Here is a 21,715-nt window from a genome sequence, read left to right on the forward strand (position 1 = left end):
TTCTTTGTCTGCTTTAGCTTACTCTTTTGTCAAACAATATGGTGTCTTGCTGTATCCGTCTGCTTCCGGTTGGGCGTTGGCGCATCGTGCCAATGCGAGTTTACCAGCGTTAAACGAAGCGTTTCGCTTAAGCCCCGCCATGCCGACGTTAGAACCCTTATCCGATCAGGCGTTTGAAGCGCAAGTCGTGCATTTTTACCAACAAGCCGGAAAGCAGACTTTAGCCAACGCCTTAGACGATGAGTCGTACCTAAAGGGTTTGGATCTTGAGAGCTTGGCGGATGCCATCCCTGAAAACGAAGATTTGCTGGAGCGTGAAGGGGATGCGCCGGTAATTCGCTTGATCAATGCGATTTTAAGCGAAGCCTTAAAAGACGGTGCGTCGGACATTCATATTGAAACCTATGAGCGCCAGTTGAAAGTGCGCTTTCGTGTCGATGGTCTGCTTCGAGACGTCATTTCCCCCAAGCGTGCCTTAGCGCCGATGCTGATTTCGCGTATTAAAGTGATGGCCAAGTTGGACATTGCGGAAAAGCGTTTGCCGCAAGATGGCCGTATTTTATTGCGTGTGTCGGGCCAAGACACGGATGTACGTGTATCGACCTTGCCCTCTACTCATGGCGAGCGGGTGGTGTTGCGTTTGCTCAATACCTCGATCGATCAGCTCGCCTTGGATCACCTTGGCATGAGTGTCACGGATCAACAACGTTTACGTCAGCTGATCGATAAACCCAACGGCATTGTCTTGGTCACTGGGCCAACAGGCTCGGGTAAAACCACTAGCTTGTACGCCGCACTGAATTATCTTAACACGGGGCGTAGCAATATTATGACCGTGGAAGATCCGGTGGAGTATCAACTCGATGGTGTGGCGCAAACCCAAGTAAATAGCAAGGCGGAGATGACTTTTGCTAAAGGGTTACGCGCGATTTTACGGCAAGACCCTGATGTGGTGATGATCGGTGAGATTCGTGATTTGGAAACCGCAGAGATCGCGGTACAAGCGTCTTTGACGGGGCATTTGGTACTGTCGACCTTACATACCAACAGTGCCATTGCCGCGGTGACGCGTCTACAAGATATGGGCATTGAACCGTTTTTATTGTCCTCATCGGTGGTGGGGGTCGTAGCGCAGCGTTTGGTACGCCGCTTATGTGACCATTGCAAACAGGCGCTACCACTGGATCACGCCGCGGGCCAGTTATTGAGTCATCTTGATGTCTTACCGGAAACGCTTTATCAGGCTCACGAACCAGGCTGTGAGCATTGCCATCAAGGTTACCGAGGTCGTTTAGGTATCTATGAAATCGTTGAAATGGATGCAACCCTACAAGGCTTGATCCATGACCAAGCCTCCGAGCAAGCCCTAACAGCCCATGTGCGTCAGCACAGTCCCAGTCTGCGTGTGGATGGTTTGCAAAAAGTGGCCTTGGGGCTTACCTCTATCGAAGAGGTGCTGCGTGTGACCTCCCAGCTGACCGAAGGCTTATCCAGCCCCCATATCCTGAGTGAATTGGACTGATGGCGGTATACGAATATCGTGCTTTAACCGATGCTGGCCGCAAACGTAAGGGCTTGTTGGAAGCGGATAATGAGCGTCATGCACGACAGCAACTGCGTCAGCAAGGGCTGGTGCCGTTTGAGTTAAAGAGTGCTAAGCCTAGCCGTAAGGCCTTTTTCCAAGCTAACTTATCGATTCGTGAACGGGCGCTGGTGATCCGTCAGCTGGCAACTCTAATTGAAGCCGGCTTGCCGATTGATGAGGCCTTATCTGGCGTCGCTAGTCAATCCGCTAAAGGGCGTGTGCGTTCCATGCTACTGGCGATACGAGCTCGAGTATTAGAGGGCTTTTCTTTTGCCCAAGCGCTTGCTGCTTATCCCAAAGCCTTTCCAATGTTATTTCAGGCCAGTGTGCAAGCGGGTGAAGAGTCGGGTAAATTGCCGGCGGTATTGCTGGCGTTAGCCGAGCATTCCGAGCGAGAACAAAATACCCATCAGAAACTGCAATCCGCTTTGCTGTATCCAGCATTACTGACGATCGTTGCCATGGGGATAGTGAGTTTCCTATTAGGCTCGGTGATGCCAGATATCGTAGCGGTCTTTCAGCGTCAGAATGCTCAGCTCCCGCCACTCACGCAAGCCTTGATTGGACTCAGTCATCTTGTATCGGATTGGGGCATTGCTGTGCTAGTGGCGCTTATGGCTGTCGTATTGGCTGTGCGTCTAGCTAGGCGCAGTGGTTCGCTTAGATTTAAGCTAGACGGTGTGTTATTAGCCTTACCTTGGCTGGGGCGCCTGTTGGCCACCTTGGCGATCACGCGCTACATTGCGACTTTGGCCATGCTTACCTCAAGTGGCGTGCCTTTGGTGTATGCCATGGACATTGCTGCTAAGGTGATTATGAATTTAGCCTTAAAACAACGTTTGCAAACAGCGCAACAGCAAGTGCGAGAAGGTATGTCCTTGTCACAAGCTTTGTCGGAGATCGCTTATGTACCCCCCCTGATGCGTCAGCTGATTAGCAGTGGCGAGCGCAGTGGGGAATTAGCCAATATGCTCGAGAAAGCCGCTCGTCAGCAAAGCGAATACACTCAACATAAAATGAACAACTTTCTTACCTTGTTTGAGCCGCTGATGCTTCTGGTAATGGGCTCCGCGGTGCTGCTGATCGTGATGGCGATCCTGTTGCCGATTATGAATATGAACCAATTATTGCGTTAACTTGTTAAAGGAATGTTTTCATGGGACACCCTTATGTGCCGCGTACCAAGCCGTCATTAAAGCGCCAACAGTCTGGCTTTACCTTGCTGGAGTTAATGGTGGTGGCGGCCATCTTAAGTTTATTAGTGGCACTGGTGGCGCCCAATTTATTGGGTCGTTCTGACGATGCCAAAGTCGCTGTAGCCAAGACCCAGTTGCGCAACATTGCTGCGGCGCTAGATTTGTATCGTCTGGATAACGGGCATTACCCTTCCACAGCACAAGGCTTACAAGCGCTTGTGACACCGCCATCCGGCTATCCAGAAGCACGTAATTGGAAGCAAGGAGGCTATTTGCCATCCCTACCACAAGATCCTTGGCAGTCGGAGTATTTATACATCAGTCCTGGTGCGCAAGGGGAATACGATTTGTTATCCCTAGGCTCTGATGGCCGTGAAGGCGGGGAAGGGGACGCTGCGGACATTTCCAGTCGTGCGCTATAACCCAACGGTACGCAGCGTCCATGGCTTTACCCTGTTAGAGCTGTTAGTGGTGCTAAGTATTCTAGGCGTGATGGTCAGTCTCGTCGCGCCGAATCTGACCGGCTTGTTGGCCCAAGATAAAGCGAAAGTCGAAGCCTATGCCTTGCGCGATGCCTTGCAAGACGTAATTGATCAAAGCTGGCTGGATGGGCGTTCAAGCTTTGTTGAAGTTCAGCACAATGAGTTAGTGGTATGGCAGCGTCTACAGGAGCAGTGGCAAACACAAGGCTCGCTGTATACGCTGCAAAGCGGTCTGGATTACCAACTTATTACCTCTTCTGAACAGTTAAGTCATGCCGAGCAAAGCCTAGACATGCCTGGCACTATGGCTTGGGTGGCGTTAGCCAATGCTGAGTACTTGCCATTTCGCTGGCGTATTCAAAGTGCCGCTCGTGCTTACACCGTTGTTGGGGATGGCATCAATGGCCTGCGCATCGAAGACTAAGCAAGGTTTTACCTTAATCGAAGTGCTGGTGGCCTTGGTGGTGCTAGCGGCGATTGGGCTAACCTTGGTGCAAACCAGTGACACTGGCACGGAGCACAGCCGTTATTTGCAACATAAGTTGTTGGCCAGCTGGATCGCAGAAGATAGTGCCACGGCATTGCGTTTGGCCTATCGTCTTGCTGAGCCTATTTCCTTAGGTGAAACCATCGTCGAACAGGGCGGCGAGCGCTATCTAACAAAGCTAACCCTCGCTAAGCAAACCGATTTCTTACAACGTATCGAAATTCAGGTATTTTATCTGTCAGAATCCCAGTCCACGGCGTCCGCTCCTATCTATGAACTGGTCAGTTATCTGCCACAAATGTCGGATCAGGAGGGCAGTCATGACCTCCCGTAAACCACTTTTAACACGTAGCAACAGACAAGGCTTTACCCTGATTGAGCTGTTGGTCGTGGTGCTGATTATCGCCATTATGGGCACGGCTTCCTACGAAATGCTCGGCACCTCCATGCGCTTGGAAAATCGTACGGCTGAGCATTCTCAAGGATTAGAGCAACTGACTCGAGCCTTTCATTGGTTACAGCAAGATGCTGAGCAATATGTCGAGCGACCGATTCGTGATGAGCTAGGGGAACCTGAGCCAAGTCTTTGGTTGCAAGATGACGTGCTCAGTTTGACCCACTTAGGCTGGGCTAATCCCTTGCAAGAACAGCGTTCTACCGTACAACGTGTGAGCTACCGCTTAGTGAATGGCGAATTGCAGCGCTTGAGTTGGCGTGTGCTGGATCGCGCGCAAGACGCTAAGCCTGTGCAGCAAACCTTACTCACCTCGGTACAAGGGATAGAGTTTGCGCTGTTATCCAGTACTGGCTGGCAAACTCAATGGCCAGTGCAAGCCGCGCCATTGCCGGGTGCAATACATGTAAACGAGGCTGTTGCTTTGCGGGTGCGTCTGACCTCCAAGCAATTTGGCACACTAGAGCGGTTATTTGAATTGCCTAGTGTTATCAGCGAGGGCACGCCATGAAAGCACGTCGGCAAGCAGGTGTGGTGCTGGTGATGGCACTAATGGTGTTGGCCGTGGTGGCGACCCTAGCGGTTTACACCCTAAAGCATGTGGCGCGCTCGGTCGAGCTTGTGTCCTATCGTCAAGATAACACTAGCGTAAAACAGCAGTTGCTCGGTGGTGAAGCTTGGGCCAGCGCTTGGTTTGCCCGTCACTATGATGCGCTCAGTCGTGTCAATGTGCCCAACCTGGATAAGCCCTGGTATCTGTTACGTCAGGAGTTTGAGCTTGAAGATCCTGCCGGTCGTTTGCAGATTGAACTGGTCGAGCGACAAGCCTGTATTAATCTTAACTTGCTTGGTGATCCTGCTCGTAGTGCCTTGACCGAGCAGCGTTTGCTGCGTTTATCCAATGCCCTCGCCATCGATGCTGGCTGGATCGTACTCGTCAAAGATTGGCTCGATCGCGATCAGGATCTGACCTCTGCCGCTAGTCATGAAGACGAGTACTACCTTGGCCTAGATCCGGCTTTTCGTACCGCGGATAGTTTATTGGTGGATGCCAGCGAATTGGGTTTATTGCCAGTGCCTGTGGGCACGTTTCAACGTTTAGCGCCCTATATCTGTTGGCAGCCAGATAATGATCAAATGAACCTGACGCGATTAAATATGCCTTTGATTAAGGCCTATTTTCCGACCTTAGATGGGCAACAAAGAGAGTCTTTGCTCGCTCGCTTGGCTTCGTCTGGCTTTGGCAGTGTGGAAGCCTTTTTGGCTTGGCCTGAATTCAAAGAAGAGTCACTAAACGTGGACGAATGGCGTCTGGACAGTCGTTATCTTGACGTCTTCACAAGCTTAACGGCAGGGGATAAAAAGCGCTTTTTACACAGTCGTTTAATGCGTTTAGAGGATCGTCGAATGGTGCCTTTTGCTCGCGCCTTTGCTCCCTTTGACGTACTATCTAACACCTTAATTCAGCGCGATAGTGAGACGGTGAGTCAATAAGGATGCATGGGCACAGACTGATACTGCAATTACGGGAAAGCACTTCCAGCGAAGGTTTGCTGGCGGATTGGTGGCTATTTGAGGGGCAACAGCTGGCGCATCAAGGTAACGCGGCGAGCCCTGAGGGTATGGCGAGTGCTTGGCTGTCTTTAAAAGAGCAGGTTGCAGGAGCCATTGAAGTGGTGATCTTTGCGCCGGCCCATCGTGTGCACATGCGTCAGCTGAGTGTAAGCAAGGCTCAGCGCCGCCATCTTCATCGTGTGTTGCCTTATCTGATGGAGCCCTACCTTGGCCAAAGTGTGGAGGAGCTACATTTTGTTAGCATAGCTGCAGAAGAAGATTCAGTATGGGCGTTGGCGGTCTCGCACGCACAGATGCAGTCTTGGCAAGCTTGGACCTCGGTGTTTGCGGATGAGCGTGTACTGCTGTTAGCACTGCCGAGTATGTTATTGAACACCTCGACCGAGACAAGTGTTGAGGTGCTGGGAGAATGTTTTCAGTTTCAAGATGGCCAATGGTGTTGGTTGCCAAGAAGAGGGCAACAGGCCAGCTCATTACAAGATATCGCTTCTATCAATCAAACCCTGTCTCAGTCTAGGGTTTGGCAAAAAGGCAATCTGCTGCAGGGACGTTACCAAACGCGAGCAAAACGATCTTCCCATACTCAGCCTTGGGCATGGGCGGCAGTGCTTTGTTTATTTGCCTTTTCAGCTTACAGCCTAACCACCTACCTAGACACCCAGTCCCTTAATCAACAAGCACAGCAATTGGAAAACCGCGCTAATCAGGCCTTTTTACAATTAGTACCGGAAGAAGGTCGGGTTGTGAACTTATCGCGCCAGATGGCGGCCAGATTGCAGCAGGTCGATAGCACATCGGCAACGCAGGCGGCCTCCGCCTACGAAGTGCTGACACTGCTTGATTCTGTGACGGATCACTCGGTCAAGGGGCAGGGGCTGCAAAGCATTGCTTGGCAAACCCAGGGATATCGCTTTGAATGGCGTGCACGCTCTCGCTTGGAGTTGGAACGCATTCAGCAAAGCTTGTCTGCCAAGGGCGTTGAATTGGAGCAAACCCTACGTCAAGAGCAAGGTTATTTAGGTGTGTTTCGTGCCGTAGGAGCGCCATTATGAAGGCTTGGTGGGGGCGACAGTTTGCGCAAAGTGGCAGCCTGCAACAATGCGGGCGTTGGTATCAATCACGTAGTCTGCGAGAGCAAGTTCTGTTAGCGGTGGCGCTACTGTTATTACTAGTGACGGTCCTGTATGTCAGTGTCTTGGCACCTTTGCAACAGCAACAGCGTCTTGCTGAAGCGCGTCTACAGCAGGCGCAAGCGCAGTATCAAGCCTTGCAAATCAATGCGCAGCAGCTGTTATCAAGACGTCAACAGGCAAACTTTGAGGATCGTAATACCGATGCCCTGCGTCGTATCTTAAGTCAAACGGCGGCCGCAGCACGGTTCAGTGCGGATCGAATCCAAGTTGAAGGTGATAGCCGCATACAAGTGTGGGCGTCTGAGGTGTCTTTTGCTGTGGTGGCAAACTGGCTAAATGGTCTAGCCAAGGAGAGAGTGGCAATACACAGCTTACAGTTAGAACGGGTTGGCGAAGGCATGGTGAACCTTCGCCTGACATTGGATTAAGCGCGTTTGAATAAAGCGATTAGCACTTAATATGACGGCTTGGGGTCAACATGCCACTCAATGGCACGTCCCACGATTCAATCGGCAATTGCTCTACTTCTTGGCAATCGTGCGCTAAACCGATCAAACGAGTGCGCTCGGCTTTGTTTTCAAAGGTACGATCGTAGAAACCACCGCCCATGCCTAGGCGCCCGCCCTGAGCATCAAAGCCGACCAAGGGCATCAGTACCATATCCATTTCCGAGCCCTGCAGTGGCGCTGGATCGATCGGTTCAAGAATATTAAAGCTGTTCTTTTGCCATTCGCAGTTTTCGCTATAGCGTGCGAAGACCAAGGATTGACCGACTAAAACGGGTAGAAAGACGTTGATATCGTTTTGCCAACACCATTGGCAAATTTCGCTTGGCGAAATTTCACCGTCATTGGTGAGGTATAAAGCTAGATTAGATTGCGGTGTCAGTGAAGGGGCGAGTGCCGCTTGGAACTGTTCAAGCACTTGTAGAGAAGCAGTGTGTTGCTCAGACTCTGTAAGCTGCTTGCGTTTTGCGCGCAGAGTTTGGCGCAAGGTTTGACGATCTAAAGACATAAAAAGGGTTTCCCAAGTTGCCGTTTCGACTATTGGCCTTGAACCCAGTGGTTCAAGGTGGAAATAGCTGAAGCTCTTTAGGCTTTCCGACGCACGGACATGCACACCGAACTTGCAGTATCTTTCCGGGGGTTTGCTCATAGGCTCAAGGGCGTTAAGCCGCTTCGAACAACCCAGGAAACACCGCCAGTATAGGGCAGAAGACCTGAAAAATCACCCTTGAAATCTTGGGGACTGTCGCGCTACTTGAAGAATTTTCGTGCATAAAACTCTTGCTAAACGCCGAGAAACCTATTTTAAAAAACGTTTAGCCGGCTTTGCTTTGCTGGCCTAGAGCCGAGTCTAACTGAGAAGTCAGCTCTCGTAGCTGTTGTTCGTTAGAGCGCGCATAACGACGGCTAGATAACAAATCATAGGCAATGTTTAAAGCGGTAATAATGGCAATTTTTTCAAGTCCGACCGCTTTGCCACTTGCACGAAGCTCACGCATTTGAGTATTTAGATATTCTGCGGCTTCTTTTAATTCTGCCTCATGACCTTTTGGGCAGTTGATATTGAAAGACTTGCCCAGAATGTCGACAGCAACAGTTGGCTTTTCCATAGTATCTCCGACAGCTAGATAAGCGTTATATAAGATGAATTTCCATTATTTTCGTAACGAATAACATTTTATGCCGCAGGTAAATTCGTTACAATTGCGGATTCGATAAATCCACTTAAATTTATAGCAAATTGACGCAAAAATGGAAATTAATCCGATCATTTCGAAGATAAAAGACCTTTCCGAACGAACCAAAGTGCTTCGGGGGTATCTTTGACTACGAGTCAAAGAGTGAACGACTAGAAGAAGTTAACCGTGAATTAGAAGATCCAAACGTGTGGAATGACCCTGACTACGCTCAGAAATTAGGTCGTGAACGTTCGGCTTTGGAAACGGTGGTATCGACTATTGATAACATGGAATCTGGCGTAGAAGACGCTCAGGTTCTGTTGGATATGGCGGTAGAAGAGAACGACGAAGACTCCGTTGAAGCGGTGAAAGAAGAGCTTGCGGGGCTTGAGAAACAGCTTGGCGAACTAGAGTTTCGTCGTATGTTCTCTGGTGAAATGGACCCGAACTCTGCTTTCTTGGATATTCAGTCTGGCTCCGGCGGTACCGAAGCGCAAGACTGGGCCAACATTCTATTGCGTATGTACCTACGCTGGGGTGAAGACAAAGGCTTTAAAGTTGAGCTTGTCGAGGTGTCTGCCGGGGAAGTTGCAGGTATCAAGTCGGCGACGGTTCGCTTTGAAGGCGAATACGCTTTTGGCTGGTTACGCACGGAAACAGGTGTCCATCGTCTCGTTCGTAAGTCTCCATTTGATTCGGGTAATCGTCGTCATACATCGTTTGCTTCGGTCTTCGTTTCGCCAGAGATTGATGACAATGTTGAGATCGACATCAATCCGGCGGATTTGAAAACCGACACATACCGTTCATCCGGTGCCGGTGGTCAGCACGTTAACACCACGGACTCTGCGGTACGTATTACCCACATTCCATCGGGTATCGTGGTGCAATGCCAAAACCAGCGTTCGCAACACGCGAACCGTGACTTTGCCATGAAACAATTACGTGCCAAGTTGTACGAAATGGAAATGCAAAAACGTACGGAAGCAGCTCAGGCTCTAGAAGATACTAAGTCTGATATCGGTTGGGGAAGTCAGATCCGTTCTTACGTATTGGATGCTTCTCGTATTAAGGACTTGCGTACCGGTGTGGAAAGCTCCAATACCGGCGCGGTGCTTGATGGCAACCTAGACCAATTTATTGTGGCGAGCCTTAAACAAGGCCTTTAATGCACTAAAACCTTTTGACAAGAGTAATGTACAAAATCATGTCTAACGAAACTCAAAACGAGACCAGCGTAACTTCTGAAGATAACCGTTTAGTTGCAGAGCGCCGCGCTAAGTTGGCTGCCATTCGTGAGCAGGGTAATGCGTTTCCAAATACGTTCCGTCGCGATGCTTACGCAGCGGACCTACAAGAGCAATTTGGCGAGCTTGAAAAAGCTGAGCTAGAAGAAAAGAACCATGTGGTTAGCATCGCCGGCCGTATCGTACGTAACCGTGGTGCTTTCATGTTGCTACAAGACATGTCTGGCCAAATCCAAGCCTACGTTAACCGTAAAGCCTTGGATGAAGAAACGCTAAAAGACATCAAAACTTGGGACCTTGGTGACATCATCGGTGTGACGGGCCCAGTGCACAAGTCTGGTAAAGGTGACCTTTACGTGGATATGCAGTCGGTTGAGTTGCTAACCAAATCGCTACGTCCTCTGCCTGATAAGCACCATGGCTTGGCGGACATGGAAATGCGCTACCGTCAGCGTTACGTTGATCTGATCGTAAACCAAGAATCTCGTAAAACGTTTGAAGTGCGTTCTAAAGTGATTTCTACGATCCGTCGTTTCCTAGAAGATCGTCGCTTTATGGAAGTGGAAACTCCGATGCTACAAACCATCCCAGGTGGTGCATCGGCGCGTCCTTTCGTGACTCACCACAATGCCATGGACATGCAAATGTTCCTACGTATCGCACCAGAGCTTTACTTGAAGCGTCTAGTGGTTGGTGGCTTTGAGCGTGTATTCGAAATCAACCGTAACTTCCGTAACGAAGGTGTATCAACGCGTCACAACCCAGAATTCACCATGATCGAATTCTACCAAGCGTACGCGGACTACAAAGATCTAATGGATCTAACGGAAGAAATGCTACGTACGGTGTCTGAGCAAGTGTTGGGCACTACAAAAGTGCCTTACCAAGGTGAAGAGTTTGACTTCGGTGCTCCGTTCATTCGTATGACCATGTTGGAAGCGATCCTGCATTACAACCCAGAACTAACCGAAGCGGATCTTGCGACGGTTGAAAGTGCGACAGCGGTAGCGAAGAAGCTACACATCGACGTGCAGCCAATCTGGGGTCTAGGTAAGCTTTGGACGGAGATCTTTGAAGAAACTGCAGAAAGCAAGTTGATTCAACCGACCTTCATTACAGAATACCCAGCGGAAGTGTCTCCGCTAGCGCGTCGTAACGATCACAATGAGTTCATCACAGACCGTTTTGAGTTCTTTATCGGTGGTCGTGAAATCGCTAACGGCTTCTCGGAGTTGAACGATTCTGAAGACCAAGCCGCGCGTTTCCGTCGTCAGGTAGAAGAAAAAGACGCTGGTGATGATGAAGCGATGCACTACGATGCGGACTACATCAACGCTCTAGAATACGGTCTACCGCCGACCGCTGGTCAAGGTATCGGTATCGACCGTCTAGTCATGCTGTTCACTGATTCACCATCGATCCGTGATGTATTGCTATTCCCTCATATGCGTCCACAAGACTAATTGAGGCGTTATCGCGTACTACACGTTTGATTATGAATAAGGCCTCTTAATGAGGCCTTATTTGCCTTTGCTTGATATAAAAATAGAAACTGCTTAAGGGGTCAGAGCCCTTAAGCAGAAGAAAATGTTGTTTATCCAATGTCGGCGTTACTAGGGCTCTGACCCCATTATATAAGTAACAGCCTTTGCCAACAGAGAGAGTAAAATGAGCCGTTTTTGGACCGATAAAATCGCTTCTCTTGACCCTTACGTGCCAGGGGAACAACCACAAGATAAGCAATACATTAAGCTAAATACTAACGAAAGCCCGTACAGCCCATCACCAAAAGCTCTGGCAGCTATGCAGGAGCAAATCAGTGAAAAGCTACGTCTGTACCCAGATCCAAATTGTCAGGTATTGAAAAATGCGTTGGCTAAAGCCTACGGTGTTGAAGCCAACCAAGTGTTTGTCGGTAACGGTTCTGATGAAGTACTAGCGCTGGCCTTCCAAGGCTATTTTGCCGGAGGTAAACCACTGGCGTTTGCTGATATCACTTACAGCTTCTACAAGGTGTACGCCAACCTGTACGATATTGAGCCGAAGATTATTCCATTAACGGAAAACTTTGATATTGACCCTGCGGATTATGAAAACCTAGAGGTGTCGGGCGTTGTAGTAACGAATCCGAATGCACCAACGGGTAAAGCGCTGCCACTTTCAGATATTGAGAAAGTGTTAAAAGCGAACCCTGACGTGGTGGTGTTAGTGGATGAGGCTTATGTCGATTTTGGTGCTCAAAGCGCCGTGTCTTTGGTGAACCAATACCCGAACCTAATGGTGGTGCAAACCTTCTCGAAATCTCGTGCACTGGCGGGTATTCGTGTGGGCTACGCCATTGCTCAGCCTGAGTTGATCGACGGTCTTGAGCGTTTGAAAAATTCCTTTAACTCCTATCCGATTGACCGTGTGGCGCTAGCGGGCGCAACGGCTGCGGTAGAAGATGCGGAATATCTACAAGAGATCTGTGATAAGACCATCGCCACCCGTGAATGGACCGTTGTGGAACTAGAAAAACTAGGTTTCTCGGTATTGCCGTCGGCTACTAACTTTGTCTTTGCAACCCACCCTGAGAAAGAAGCAGAAGCCTTATACCTAAGCCTGAAAGAGCAGGGGATCTTGGTGCGCTACTTTGGTAAGAAGCCGCGTATTGGTGATTACCTACGTATTACCATTGGTACGGATGCTGAGATGTCAGCACTGATCGATGCGCTAAAAGCCTAAGTTTAGTTTGCTTTGATAAGAAGCCAGAGCCCAGTGCTCTGGCTTTTTTATTGAAAATCAAGCGAAACTATCCGCTACCTTAGTTTACTCACTGAGGAAAATTACGCGTCAAAATTTGCATCATCCATACCCGAAAGCAATAAATAAGAAAGATATAATATAGTGTTATTTCTTCTTTGATTTAAACGCGTGATTGATTTAATTTATGTTGTCTAAATGCTTGATTTAAAGCGTTTTTCTAATCATGGATTGTGAATTTTGAATGTACTACTTTAGTCCAAATTACGTCCGCCACTAAAGTTTCTATACTAACTGCGCTTTGATCTTTGTCACCAATATCCCTCCTTTTGAAAGCTTCTCGTCAATTAGACATGCGTGTTGAAAGAGGCCTTATTGGTTCACTGGATACAATCAATAATAAAGAGTAAAGGTTTTGGGATGCAGTTAGAGAGAATTAGAAACAGCAGCTTGCACGATAAAGTTATGTCTGCTGAACAGGCTAGCGAATTTATTAAAGATGGCATGACCGTTGGTATGAGTGGCTTTACCCGGGCAGGGGAAGCTAAAGCGGTGCCAAAAGCCTTGGCTGAGCGTTGTAAGCAACACCCGATCAAAATCAACCTGATGACGGGGGCGTCCTTGGGTAACGATTTGGACAAGATTTTAACGGAATCGGGCAGCCTTGCTCGCCGTATGCCGTTCCAGGTAGACACCACGCTACGTAAAGCCATTAATAATGGCGAGGTCATGTTTATTGATCAGCATTTATCTGAAATGGTAGAGCAGCTGCGTAACCATCAACTGATGCGTCCAGATATTGCTATTATCGAAGCGGTAGCCATTACCGAAGAAGGCCATATCGTACCGACGACGTCCGTCGGTAACTCGGCAAGTTTTGCGGTGTTTGCGGAAAAAGTGATTGTCGAAATCAATACCTTGCACAGCGATAAACTGGAAGGCTTGCACGATATTTATATTCCGACCTACCGTCCAACTCGTACACCGCTACCATTGGTGAAAGTGGACGATCGTATTGGTAGCACGGCGATTCCTATTCCACCAGAAAAGATCGCAGGCATTGTCTTCACAAGTACGCCAGATTCTTATTCAACCGTCTCGGATCCGGATGAAGAAACGGCGTCTATCGCGCGTCACCTTGTTAGCTTCTTAAAAGAAGAAGTGGCGCAAGGTCGTTTGCCAAATAACCTAGGTCCGTTGCAGGCAGGTATCGGTAATATTGCCAATGCGGTGATGATGGGCTTATTGGATTCGGATTTTGAAGATCTGACCATGTACTCAGAAGTGCTACAGGATTCTACCTTCGATCTGATTGATGCGGGCAAACTGCGTTTTGCTTCCGGCTGTTCCGTGATTCTGTCTGAACGTATGAACTCGAAAGTGTTTGATAACATCGAAGATTACAAACAGAAACTGATTCTGCGCCCACAGGAAATGTCGAACCATCCTGAGATCGTGCGTCGTCTAGGCATTATCGCAGTGAATACGGCATTGGAATTTGACCTGTACGGCAACGTCAACTCCACCCACGTGTGCGGCACTAAGATGATGAATGGTATCGGCGGCTCAGGTGACTTTGCCCGAAATGCCAATATGTCGATCTTCGTGACGAAGTCGATTGCCAAAGAGGGTGCGATCTCAAGCGTTGTGCCTATGGTAAGCCATGTCGACCACACGGAACACGATGTGGACATTCTGGTTACCGATCAAGGTTTAGCGGATCTTCGTGGTTTAGCCCCACGTGAGCGTGCTGTGCGCGTGATCCAAAACTGTGTGCATCCAGATTACCGTAATCAACTAATGGATTACTTTGAGCGAGCTTGTGCCCGCGGTGGTCATACGCCTCACCTTATCGAAGAAGCCTTTAGCTGGCATGTCAACTTAGAAAATAAAGGCACTATGAAGTTGTCTTAATGACAGCTTGCTTAAACTGCTTGAAAAGGCCAAAGCAAATGCTTTGGCCTTTTTGTTTTCTTTGGCGGGTTAATGCAAAACACTTTCGAGGGAGTTATGGCCATTAAACAGCTCTACGATCTTAATCTTGGTGCTGTCATGCTCAACACAGTAACAGATGGCTTCCGCTACATCTGCTCGTGAGATGGATGTGCTTGCTTGATCATCAGGGCGCTCTGTAGTGAAGCCGCCCTTTGGCGGTGTATTGGTTAGCATACCTGGACGCAGAATGGTGTACGGTAAGCTGGTAATGGTTAGATACTCATCGGTAATGTGTTTCGCAACCAGATAAGGTTTCAGGCTGGTGCTGAGTTCATCTGGATCGTCGGCGCCAAAGGCGCTGAGTTGAATAAAATGCTCGACACTGGGTTCTTCCTCGGCATAGTCGATGGCGCGTTTCGCCGCCCACAGATCCACCAATAGGGTTTTGTCACAGCCAGTTCCGCTTCCTGATCCCGCAGCAAAAACGACTTTGTTTACGCCTGCGAAGGCATCACTGAAATCGTCTTCAAGATTCACCTGAAAAACTTGTAAATTAGGATGTGATAGTTCGTTGGCACGATGCGTATCACGAACCAGTGCGCGCACGGTGTAGCCTCTGCTGAGCAGACTTCGACATACTCGTTGTCCAACTTGACCGGTGGCACCGATCACCAAGATAGTAGACATAATGATTGGCCTCTGTTTTAGAGTTTGTTTTATGTTAGCCAATAAGTGAGCAGTCAATGTGAACGAATAGATGCTTTCACAGTGTCTTGATAGTCGTTAGGAATTAGTCAAAGGCGGTGTAAATCACCGCCTTTTATATCTCTAGGGAAACCCATGAGAGAAGCGAATGTTCGCAGCTATAGGACATAACTGCGATTCAATTGGGGATTATAAGGACGTTAGTTTGCGTTCAATGCTGGCGAGAATGCCGTCTTGATCCAGTCCGATACGCGCAAGCATAGCGCTATGGCTAGCATGCTCTTCATAGCGATCTGGCAGGCCAAGGTGTAACACTGGTGTAGCAATGTCTTGGCTTTGCAAGAATTCACTGACTGCTGAGCCCGCGCCGCCCATAATGGCATTTTCTTCTACCGTGACGAATAGCTTGGCGTCTTTGTGCGCTAACAACGCTTGCTCGTCGATAGGTTTAACGAAGCGCATATCGATCAGTGTGGCATCTAGCGTCTTGGCAGCTAGCAGTGCGTCGTAAGTCGGTCGACCAAAACCGCAGATCACGATGCCAGAGTTACCTTGGTGTAAGGTTCGGGATTGACCAATCTCAATTGTCTCTAAGGTTGGCTCAATCGCCACGCCACGACCGGTGCCACGAGGGTAACGAACCGCTGCAGGGCCTTGATATTCATAACCTGTGTGCAGCAGTTTACGGCATTCATCTTCATCCGATGGCGCCATAATCACCATTTTCGGCACGCAGCGTAGGTAGCTTAAATCGTAAGCACCCGCGTGAGTCGGGCCGTCTTCGCCCACTAGGCCAGCACGGTCAATGGCAAACAGCACATCAAGGTTTTGCAGTGCCACGTCATGAATCAGTTGATCGTAGGCGCGCTGTAAAAAGGTCGAGTAAATCGCCACCACCGGCTTTAAACCATCACAGGCCATACCGGCGGCGAGGGTGACCGCGTGTTGTTCTGCAATCGCTACATCAAAGTAACGATCAGGGTAGTTGTCGGCAAACTCGATGAGATCCGAACCTTCTTTCATAGCGGGTGTGATGGCAACGAGGCGCGAGTCTTGCTCTGCTGCATCGCAGATCCAGCGGCCAAAAATATTGCTGTATTTTGGCTGTGATGGTGCTGAGGCTTCAGTAATCGGTTTTGGATCAGGCTCCACTTTGTTAATCGCGTGGTAACCGATTGGGTCGCCTTCTGCGGGTTCAAAGCCTTTGCCTTTCTTGGTGATCACATGCAGGAACTGGGGACCTTTACGATCCTTTAAATTACTCAGCGTCTGCGTCAGTAGCTCGATATCATGACCGTCAATTGGGCCAATGTAGTTAAAGCCTAGCTCTTCAAAGATGGTGCCAGGGGCAACCATGCCTTTCATATGTTCTTCAGCTTTACGGGCTAGCTCTAGCGCAGAAGGCAAACCAGAGAAGACCTTGCGACCACCTTCACGAATGTTCTCGTAAGTCTTACTGGCCCAAATACGAGCAAGTGAACTGGAGAGGGCGCCGGCAGGCTTAGAAATTGACATTTCGTTGTCGTTGAGCACGACCAACATATCGGCTTCGACATCGCCAGCGTGGTTTAAGGCTTCAAATGCCATGCCTGCTGACATAGCGCCGTCGCCAATAATAGCCACCGCTTTACGATTGGTTTTAAGTTGGCGCGCAGCCAATGCCATGCCCAACGCGGCACCAATAGAGGTACTAGAGTGGCCCACGCCAAAGGTGTCGTAGTCACTTTCTTCTCGTTTCGGGAAACCTGAAATACCGTTCTCTTGGCGAATCGTCAGTAGGGCATCACGACGACCAGTTAAGATTTTATGGGGATAAGCTTGATGACCCACGTCCCACACTAAACGATCTTCTGGCGTGTTGAATACGTAATGCAGAGCAACGGTTAATTCAATCACACCTAAGCCAGCACCGAAGTGACCACCGGTTTGTCCCACACTGTAGAGCATGTAGGCGCGCAATTCTCTGACAAGAGTGGTGAGCTCTTTCTTAGTCAGCTTGCGCAAATCAGCAGGACTGTCAATTTGGTCTAGTAGTGGCGTCAAAGGACGCGATGTTGGGATCGTTTCGAACATGGGCACCGGCAGGTCACTTATTCTGTCTTAAAATAGCGAGGCATTATATCAGTGGTTGCGGGCAATAATATAGTTAGCTAGCTCCACTAATGGTGTCGCTTTTGGGCCAAACGACATTACTTGCTCAATTGCTTCATCATGCAGGCGTTTTGCCAGTGCTTGAGCCCCTTCAAGACCCAATAATTTCGGATAAGTTGGCTTGTTGGCATCGGCGTCAGCAAATTGAGTTTTACCCAGTGTTTGCGTGTCACTGGTAATATCGATGATGTCATCTTGCACCTGGAAGGCCAAGCCAATCGCTGCCGCATAATTGTCGAGAGCTTGCAGTTGCTCAGCATCCGTTACGCCGACACTTTGTGCGCCCATTTTTACGGCGGCACGAATGATGGCGCCAGTTTTATGGCGGTGCATTAGTTCCAGATCTTCTAGTGTCATGTCTTTATTAACATTAGAAAGATCAATCATTTGGCCTGTCACCATGCCCAAACGACCTGACGCTTGTTGTAATGTGTTAATCACCGCAAGCTGGGTTGTAGCTTGATTCAGTTTTTCTTGGCACAGCAATTCAAAGGCATAGGTCTGCAGTGCATCACCAGCAAGGATGGCCGTGGCTTCGTCAAACTGAATGTGACAGGTCGGCTTGCCGCGGCGTAGATCATCGTCGTCCATGGCCGGTAGGTCATCATGGATCAATGAATAGGCGTGAATGGACTCTACCGCAGCGGCGCAGGCATCCGTTAGTTCATTGGCTTCGGCAAACAGCTCGGCAACCGCATAAGTTAGCATCGGGCGTACTCGCTTACCGCCGTTAAAGAGGCTGTAACGCATGGCTTCTTGTAGGCCATTGGCTGGGGCGTAATCAGATAGGGTTTGATCTAAGTAGCGGTTAACGCGCTCGCAAGCATACTGCGAAAATTGCTCAAGGTTCACTGTTCGGTTTCCGGATCAAAGGTTTCTAGGCGCTCGCCTTCATTGCTTTCAAGCAGGATTTGGACTTTTTGCTCTGCCTGAGTCAGTACAGATTGGCAATCTTGACTAAGTTTAACGCCTTTCTCAAATGCTTTAAGTGCATCTTCGAGGGATAATTGATTGGATTCAAGTTGCGCCACAATACTTTCGAGTTCGGATAGGTTTTCTTCGAAATGACGCACGCTAGTTTTACGAGACATAATGACTTCTCTTTTGGTAACCTACAATTTGTAACAGAATTCCCCATAATTCACGAGTGCAGTCACTCTTGAGTTACAAAATAGTATCGGCAGAATGGGACGCGCCGCTACTATTTGTTTAAAATGGAAGAAATTGAGTCGCATTATAGCTTTATTCGTAGGAGACGTGTGTGGATATCGCAACGTTATTAGGTCTATTAGGTTCGTTTGCAATCGTACTTATGGCCATTTTGTTGGGTGGTTCCGCAGGGATGTTCATCGACCCTGCTTCGATATTGATCGTGTTGGTCGGCTCTACTTTCGTTGTATTAATGCAATATCCACTGGGGCAGTTTCTTGGCGCAGGGAAATCCGCCGCCAAAGCTTTTATGTTTAAAAGCGTGCCTATGGATACGCTAATCGATGAAATCTTCGGCTTAGCTGATGAGGCTCGTAAAGGTGGCTTGCTGTCTTTAGAGGGCAAAGAAGTCAGTCATCCATTCTTATCTAAAGGCATTCAGATGCTAGTGGACGGTCACGACGGTTCCGTGGTGCGTGCCCAGCTTTCCAAAGATATGAACTTAGCCTTTGCTCGCCATGATCGAGGCGCGAAAATCTTTAAAGCTTTTGGTGATGTAGGCCCTGCCATGGGCATGATCGGTACCCTTGTGGGTCTGGTACAAATGCTTGCCAACATGGATGACCCAAAAGCCATCGGTCCGGCGATGGCCGTAGCCCTCCTAACAACACTCTATGGTGCCATGTTGGCCAACATGGTGTGCTTGCCGATTCAATCTAAGTTGGCTAACCGTGCGAATGAAGAATTATTGTGTCAGCAATTAATTCTTGATGCTTTGCTTGCGATCCAAGCCGGTCAAAACCCTCGTGTCCTTGATGGCGCATTGAAAACCTACATTGCCGAAGGCAAACGAGCAGAACGAGAATAGTATTCTCCATAGTGGTAACTGGATGTTTGAATCATGAGTGATGAAGAAGAAAACGACTGCCCCGAATGTATAGAAGGCCTGCCAGCCTACATGGGGACATTTGCCGACTTGATGTCGTTGCTGATGTGTTTCTTCGTATTGCTGTTGTCATTTGCCGAAATGGATGTGTTGAAGTTCAAGCAATTGGCCGGCTCGATGCGAGAAGCCTTTGGTGTGCAAAAACAAATTGAAGCAGAATCGATCCCAATGGGGACCTCGATCATTGCCCAAGAATTCAGTCCAGGTCGTCCTGAACCAACGCCGATTAATGAAGTGCGTCAAAAAGCCGACGATGTGCCTGAGAATACCTTGGAAGTTATGTGTAAGCCGGATGCTGCGGAATTGAATGAGCAAGAAGGCGCAGGGCAGCCTTCACCAAGTACTGCGGTAGATATGACTCAGGCGGATTTGCAGCGTCAGCAACAAATTCAACAAACCGAAGACAACGCAAAACAAGTGGCTTCGGTGATGCGTGAAGAAATTTCTAAGGGAACGGTTGAAGTAGAGACACAAGAAAATACCATCACCATTCGCTTGAAAGACCGCGGCTCGTTCCAGTCGGGATCTGCTGAGTTAAATTACGACTTTATTCCCATTATTGATATGGTGCGTGATGTATTAGTCGGTTTGGAAGGTAGCATTGCCGTAGAAGGACACACCGATAATATTCCGATTGATAGCCCGCGTTTTCGTTCCAACTGGCAGCTGTCTTCAGCTCGTGCGATCTCGGTGGCAGAAGAGTTGTTTTCAACCGGTCAATTGGATGAAAATCGCTTTTCTGTGACTGGCTTTTCCGATACACGACCTTTAGTGCCTAACGATACACCACAGAATCGTGCCACCAACCGACGTGTAGAGATTGTTATTCGTCAAAATGATTTGGCGCGTACCAATGTGATCGAACCGGAATACCCGCCAGGTGTTGGCGATGTGCCGGCCACAGATGATCTGTTCAGTGAAGGCGAAGGTGGATTCCGTTTGGATCCGAATGAGATCTTCTAATCGGTTCTAATATGGGACCGTTAAAAAAAGCGACGTTCTGCGTCGCTTTTTTCGTTCTAGTAATGCGCAGACAAGGGTTTTTTGCTATGGTTCTGGGCAAATTGTTTTGAGGAAAGAAATGATGCGTATTGCAGTAATCGGCGCAGCGGGTCGCATGGGTAAAACATTAATTCAAGCGATCACCGATGCAAACGGTGTAGAGCTTGGTGCAGCCATTGTTGAACCAACCAGTTCTTTAATTGGTGTGGACGCTGGCGAAGTAGCGGGTGTTGGCAAGCTGGGTGTGAGCATTGTCAGTGATATCAAAGATTGCGTAGCAGACTTTGATGTCTTGATCGACTTTACGACACCTGCTCTAAGTGTTGCGAACGCTGCTTACTGTGCAGAAAATGGCAAGTCTATCGTTATAGGTACTACGGGTCTTAATGACGAGCAAAAAGCGCAACTAGCTGAAGCGGGTCAGAAAACCTCTGTTGTGTTCGCACCGAACATGAGTGTCGGTGTTAACTTAACACTGAAGCTATTGTCTCTAGCGGCGCAAATCCTAGGTGACGACTACGATGTGGAAGTGGTTGAAGCACACCACCGTCACAAAGTGGACTCTCCATCCGGTACCGCACTGCGTATGGGTGAAGTGGTTGCTGAAGCTCTAGGTCGTGATCTGAAAGAATGTGCAGTGTACGGCCGTGAAGGACAAATTGGTCCGCGTACGCAAAAAGAGATCGGCTTTGAAACGATTCGTGCCGGCGATGTGGTTGGTGAGCACAGCGTATGGTTTGCCACAGAAGGTGAGCGCATCGAGATCGTTCACAAAGCGAGTAGCCGTATGACGTTTGCTAAAGGTGCTGTGCGTGCAGCGGCTTGGTTGGCAAACAAAGATGCAGGCTTGTACGATATGCAAGACGTCTTGAATCTTAAGTAATGGCAAGACGATTCAGTGACTAGTCCTGATATAGGTTGACACTTATTCAGGCTCTAAAACGCTCGATGAACTTCATCGGGCGTTTTGTATTTTAAGGTCATATGTGGCCGACTCTTATTATAGCTTTCTACCGACTCCGATATCATTAGCCTAGCCTCGCATAGATCCTTCGGCTTAATGATCAAGTACTCATTTTTAATGATGCCATTCACTCTTTCCGCCAGCGCATTCTGATAGCAATCGTAGCCATCAGTCATGGAACACTGAACTCCATGCTTTTCATGAAGCTGTTGATATTGCTTAGAGCAATATTGAAGCCCTCGATCTGAGTGATGCACAAGTAATTGAGCGGTTCTCGA

23 protein-coding genes and 1 other RNA gene are annotated in these 21,715 nt (G+C 48.8%); 16 read left to right on the forward strand and 8 right to left on the reverse strand.

What is annotated here, in order from left to right:
* The first annotated feature begins 4 nt into the window (after positions 1–4).
* Genes gspE through gspM form a run of 9 tightly spaced genes read left to right on the forward strand, consistent with a single transcriptional unit; the run spans position 5 to position 7,340 of the window.
* The gene (gene gspE / locus ACOSVP_RS15340; RefSeq protein WP_487348368.1) at positions 5–1,522 is read left to right on the forward strand and encodes a type II secretion system ATPase GspE; all 1,518 of its coding nucleotides are present in this window, start codon (positions 5–7) and stop codon (positions 1,520–1,522) included.
* Positions 1,522–2,721, forward strand: coding sequence for a type II secretion system inner membrane protein GspF (gene gspF / locus ACOSVP_RS15345; protein WP_487348369.1), 1,200 nt, complete (start codon positions 1,522–1,524; stop codon positions 2,719–2,721). The genes gspE and gspF overlap by 1 nt, the downstream gene beginning before the upstream one ends.
* 20 nt (positions 2,722–2,741) lie before the next feature.
* Positions 2,742–3,203 (forward strand): type II secretion system major pseudopilin GspG, encoded by a 462-nt coding sequence (gspG, locus tag ACOSVP_RS15350; RefSeq protein ID WP_487348370.1) that lies wholly within the window; start codon positions 2,742–2,744, stop codon positions 3,201–3,203.
* Complete coding sequence (locus ACOSVP_RS15355; RefSeq protein WP_487348371.1) at positions 3,193–3,687, forward strand: pilus assembly FimT family protein; 495 nt, start codon at positions 3,193–3,195, stop codon at positions 3,685–3,687. Before gspG ends, ACOSVP_RS15355 begins: the two co-directional genes overlap by 11 nt.
* Positions 3,665–4,084, forward strand: coding sequence for a type II secretion system minor pseudopilin GspI (gspI, locus tag ACOSVP_RS15360; protein WP_487348372.1), 420 nt, complete (start codon positions 3,665–3,667; stop codon positions 4,082–4,084). Before ACOSVP_RS15355 ends, gspI begins: the two co-directional genes overlap by 23 nt.
* Positions 4,071–4,715 (forward strand): type II secretion system minor pseudopilin GspJ, encoded by a 645-nt coding sequence (gspJ, locus tag ACOSVP_RS15365; protein ID WP_487348373.1) that lies wholly within the window; start codon positions 4,071–4,073, stop codon positions 4,713–4,715. The genes gspI and gspJ overlap by 14 nt, the downstream gene beginning before the upstream one ends.
* Positions 4,712–5,698 (forward strand): type II secretion system minor pseudopilin GspK, encoded by a 987-nt coding sequence (gene gspK / locus ACOSVP_RS15370; RefSeq protein ID WP_487348374.1) that lies wholly within the window; start codon positions 4,712–4,714, stop codon positions 5,696–5,698. The genes gspJ and gspK overlap by 4 nt, the downstream gene beginning before the upstream one ends.
* Before the next feature lie 2 nt (positions 5,699–5,700).
* Positions 5,701–6,831: a type II secretion system protein GspL gene (gspL, locus tag ACOSVP_RS15375; RefSeq protein ID WP_487348375.1), complete on the forward strand. Its 1,131-nt coding sequence runs from the start codon at positions 5,701–5,703 to the stop codon at positions 6,829–6,831.
* Entirely contained in the window at positions 6,828–7,340 is a 513-nt protein-coding gene (gene gspM / locus ACOSVP_RS15380) for a type II secretion system protein GspM (RefSeq protein WP_487348376.1), read from the forward strand. The genes gspL and gspM overlap by 4 nt, the downstream gene beginning before the upstream one ends.
* A 19-nt stretch (positions 7,341–7,359) precedes the next feature.
* Here the strand turns inward: gspM and ACOSVP_RS15385 are convergent, their stop codons facing one another.
* The 3 genes from ACOSVP_RS15385 to ACOSVP_RS15395 all read right to left on the reverse strand — a co-directional run bounded on the left by ACOSVP_RS15385 (position 7,360) and on the right by ACOSVP_RS15395 (position 8,527).
* The gene (locus ACOSVP_RS15385) at positions 7,360–7,926 is read right to left on the reverse strand and encodes a 5-formyltetrahydrofolate cyclo-ligase (protein WP_487348377.1); all 567 of its coding nucleotides are present in this window, start codon (positions 7,924–7,926) and stop codon (positions 7,360–7,362) included.
* Positions 7,927–7,931: 5 nt separating this feature from the next.
* Positions 7,932–8,109, reverse strand: a non-coding RNA gene (gene ssrS, locus ACOSVP_RS15390) — 6S RNA.
* Positions 8,110–8,233: 124 nt separating this feature from the next.
* Positions 8,234–8,527: a cell division protein ZapA gene (locus ACOSVP_RS15395; protein ID WP_487348378.1), complete on the reverse strand. Its 294-nt coding sequence runs from the start codon at positions 8,525–8,527 to the stop codon at positions 8,234–8,236.
* A gap of 142 nt (positions 8,528–8,669) precedes the next feature.
* Here ACOSVP_RS15395 and prfB point away from each other — a divergent pair.
* The 4 genes from prfB to scpC all read left to right on the forward strand — a co-directional run bounded on the left by prfB (position 8,670) and on the right by scpC (position 14,499).
* Positions 8,670–9,765, forward strand: a protein-coding gene (gene prfB, locus ACOSVP_RS15400) for a peptide chain release factor 2 (RefSeq protein WP_487348379.1) whose coding sequence is annotated in 2 segments (ribosomal slippage) — positions 8,670–8,741 and positions 8,743–9,765 — 1,095 coding nt in all. Because the reading frame shifts where the segments join, the coding sequence is not laid out codon by codon here.
* A gap of 38 nt (positions 9,766–9,803) precedes the next feature.
* Positions 9,804–11,306: a lysine--tRNA ligase gene (gene lysS / locus ACOSVP_RS15405; RefSeq protein ID WP_487348380.1), complete on the forward strand. Its 1,503-nt coding sequence runs from the start codon at positions 9,804–9,806 to the stop codon at positions 11,304–11,306.
* 205 nt (positions 11,307–11,511) lie between these two features.
* Positions 11,512–12,567, forward strand: coding sequence for a histidinol-phosphate transaminase (gene hisC, locus ACOSVP_RS15410; RefSeq protein ID WP_487348381.1), 1,056 nt, complete (start codon positions 11,512–11,514; stop codon positions 12,565–12,567).
* Between the two features lie 438 nt (positions 12,568–13,005).
* Positions 13,006–14,499, forward strand: a complete 1,494-nt coding sequence (scpC, locus tag ACOSVP_RS15415) for a succinyl-CoA:acetate CoA-transferase ScpC (protein ID WP_487348382.1) — start codon at positions 13,006–13,008, stop codon at positions 14,497–14,499.
* Between the two features lie 69 nt (positions 14,500–14,568).
* On the opposite strand, the gene ACOSVP_RS15420 is transcribed toward scpC, so the two are convergent.
* The 4 genes from ACOSVP_RS15420 to ACOSVP_RS15435 all read right to left on the reverse strand — a co-directional run bounded on the left by ACOSVP_RS15420 (position 14,569) and on the right by ACOSVP_RS15435 (position 18,467).
* Positions 14,569–15,207 carry an SDR family oxidoreductase gene (locus ACOSVP_RS15420; RefSeq protein ID WP_487348383.1) on the reverse strand — a complete coding sequence of 213 codons (639 nt, stop codon included), beginning with the start codon at positions 15,205–15,207 and terminating at the stop codon, positions 14,569–14,571.
* A 207-nt stretch (positions 15,208–15,414) separates the two neighbouring features.
* On the reverse strand, positions 15,415–17,298 hold the full coding sequence (gene dxs / locus ACOSVP_RS15425) for a 1-deoxy-D-xylulose-5-phosphate synthase (protein WP_487348384.1): 1,884 nt from the start codon (positions 17,296–17,298) through the stop codon (positions 15,415–15,417).
* Positions 17,299–17,346: 48 nt separating this feature from the next.
* Positions 17,347–18,228, reverse strand: coding sequence for a (2E,6E)-farnesyl diphosphate synthase (gene ispA / locus ACOSVP_RS15430; RefSeq protein WP_487348385.1), 882 nt, complete (start codon positions 18,226–18,228; stop codon positions 17,347–17,349).
* Positions 18,225–18,467, reverse strand: a complete 243-nt coding sequence (locus ACOSVP_RS15435; RefSeq protein WP_487348386.1) for an exodeoxyribonuclease VII small subunit — start codon at positions 18,465–18,467, stop codon at positions 18,225–18,227. The genes ispA and ACOSVP_RS15435 overlap by 4 nt, the downstream gene beginning before the upstream one ends.
* Before the next feature lie 170 nt (positions 18,468–18,637).
* Between ACOSVP_RS15435 and pomA the strand changes: the two genes are divergently transcribed.
* The 3 genes from pomA to dapB all read left to right on the forward strand — a co-directional run bounded on the left by pomA (position 18,638) and on the right by dapB (position 21,356).
* Entirely contained in the window at positions 18,638–19,393 is a 756-nt protein-coding gene (gene pomA / locus ACOSVP_RS15440; protein ID WP_487348387.1) for a flagellar motor protein PomA, read from the forward strand.
* A gap of 33 nt (positions 19,394–19,426) precedes the next feature.
* On the forward strand, positions 19,427–20,434 hold the full coding sequence (locus tag ACOSVP_RS15445; RefSeq protein WP_487348388.1) for a flagellar motor protein MotB: 1,008 nt from the start codon (positions 19,427–19,429) through the stop codon (positions 20,432–20,434).
* A gap of 118 nt (positions 20,435–20,552) precedes the next feature.
* Positions 20,553–21,356, forward strand: a complete 804-nt coding sequence (dapB, locus tag ACOSVP_RS15450) for a 4-hydroxy-tetrahydrodipicolinate reductase (protein WP_487348389.1) — start codon at positions 20,553–20,555, stop codon at positions 21,354–21,356.
* Between the two features lie 53 nt (positions 21,357–21,409).
* Here the strand turns inward: dapB and ACOSVP_RS15455 are convergent.
* A partial coding sequence (locus tag ACOSVP_RS15455) for an integrase core domain-containing protein (protein ID WP_487348390.1) occupies positions 21,410–21,715 on the reverse strand: 306 nt, incomplete at its 5' end.

The organism is Marinomonas sp. HM11-D, assembly GCF_057626615.1.

Bases quoted from the DNA above. Each gene is read 5' to 3' on its own strand.
- dxs (WP_487348384.1), bottom strand. From the start codon at position 17,298: ATGTTCGAAACGATCCCAACATCGCGTCCTTTGACGCCACTACTAGAC.
- ACOSVP_RS15435 (WP_487348386.1), bottom strand. From the start codon at position 18,467: ATGTCTCGTAAAACTAGCGTGCGTCATTTCGAAGAAAACCTATCCGAA.
- gspM (WP_487348376.1), top strand. From the start codon at position 6,828: ATGAAGGCTTGGTGGGGGCGACAGTTTGCGCAAAGTGGCAGCCTGCAA.
- gspK (WP_487348374.1), top strand. From the start codon at position 4,712: ATGAAAGCACGTCGGCAAGCAGGTGTGGTGCTGGTGATGGCACTAATG.
- dapB (WP_487348389.1), top strand. From the start codon at position 20,553: ATGATGCGTATTGCAGTAATCGGCGCAGCGGGTCGCATGGGTAAAACA.
- gspJ (WP_487348373.1), top strand. From the start codon at position 4,071: ATGACCTCCCGTAAACCACTTTTAACACGTAGCAACAGACAAGGCTTT.
- scpC (WP_487348382.1), top strand. From the start codon at position 13,006: ATGCAGTTAGAGAGAATTAGAAACAGCAGCTTGCACGATAAAGTTATG.
- gspL (WP_487348375.1), top strand. From the start codon at position 5,701: ATGCATGGGCACAGACTGATACTGCAATTACGGGAAAGCACTTCCAGC.
- gspG (WP_487348370.1), top strand. From the start codon at position 2,742: ATGGGACACCCTTATGTGCCGCGTACCAAGCCGTCATTAAAGCGCCAA.
- gspI (WP_487348372.1), top strand. From the start codon at position 3,665: ATGGCCTGCGCATCGAAGACTAAGCAAGGTTTTACCTTAATCGAAGTG.
- ACOSVP_RS15395 (WP_487348378.1), bottom strand. From the start codon at position 8,527: ATGGAAAAGCCAACTGTTGCTGTCGACATTCTGGGCAAGTCTTTCAAT.
- ACOSVP_RS15385 (WP_487348377.1), bottom strand. From the start codon at position 7,926: ATGTCTTTAGATCGTCAAACCTTGCGCCAAACTCTGCGCGCAAAACGC.
- gspF (WP_487348369.1), top strand. From the start codon at position 1,522: ATGGCGGTATACGAATATCGTGCTTTAACCGATGCTGGCCGCAAACGT.
- lysS (WP_487348380.1), top strand. From the start codon at position 9,804: ATGTCTAACGAAACTCAAAACGAGACCAGCGTAACTTCTGAAGATAAC.
- ACOSVP_RS15420 (WP_487348383.1), bottom strand. From the start codon at position 15,207: ATGTCTACTATCTTGGTGATCGGTGCCACCGGTCAAGTTGGACAACGA.
- hisC (WP_487348381.1), top strand. From the start codon at position 11,512: ATGAGCCGTTTTTGGACCGATAAAATCGCTTCTCTTGACCCTTACGTG.
- ACOSVP_RS15445 (WP_487348388.1), top strand. From the start codon at position 19,427: ATGAGTGATGAAGAAGAAAACGACTGCCCCGAATGTATAGAAGGCCTG.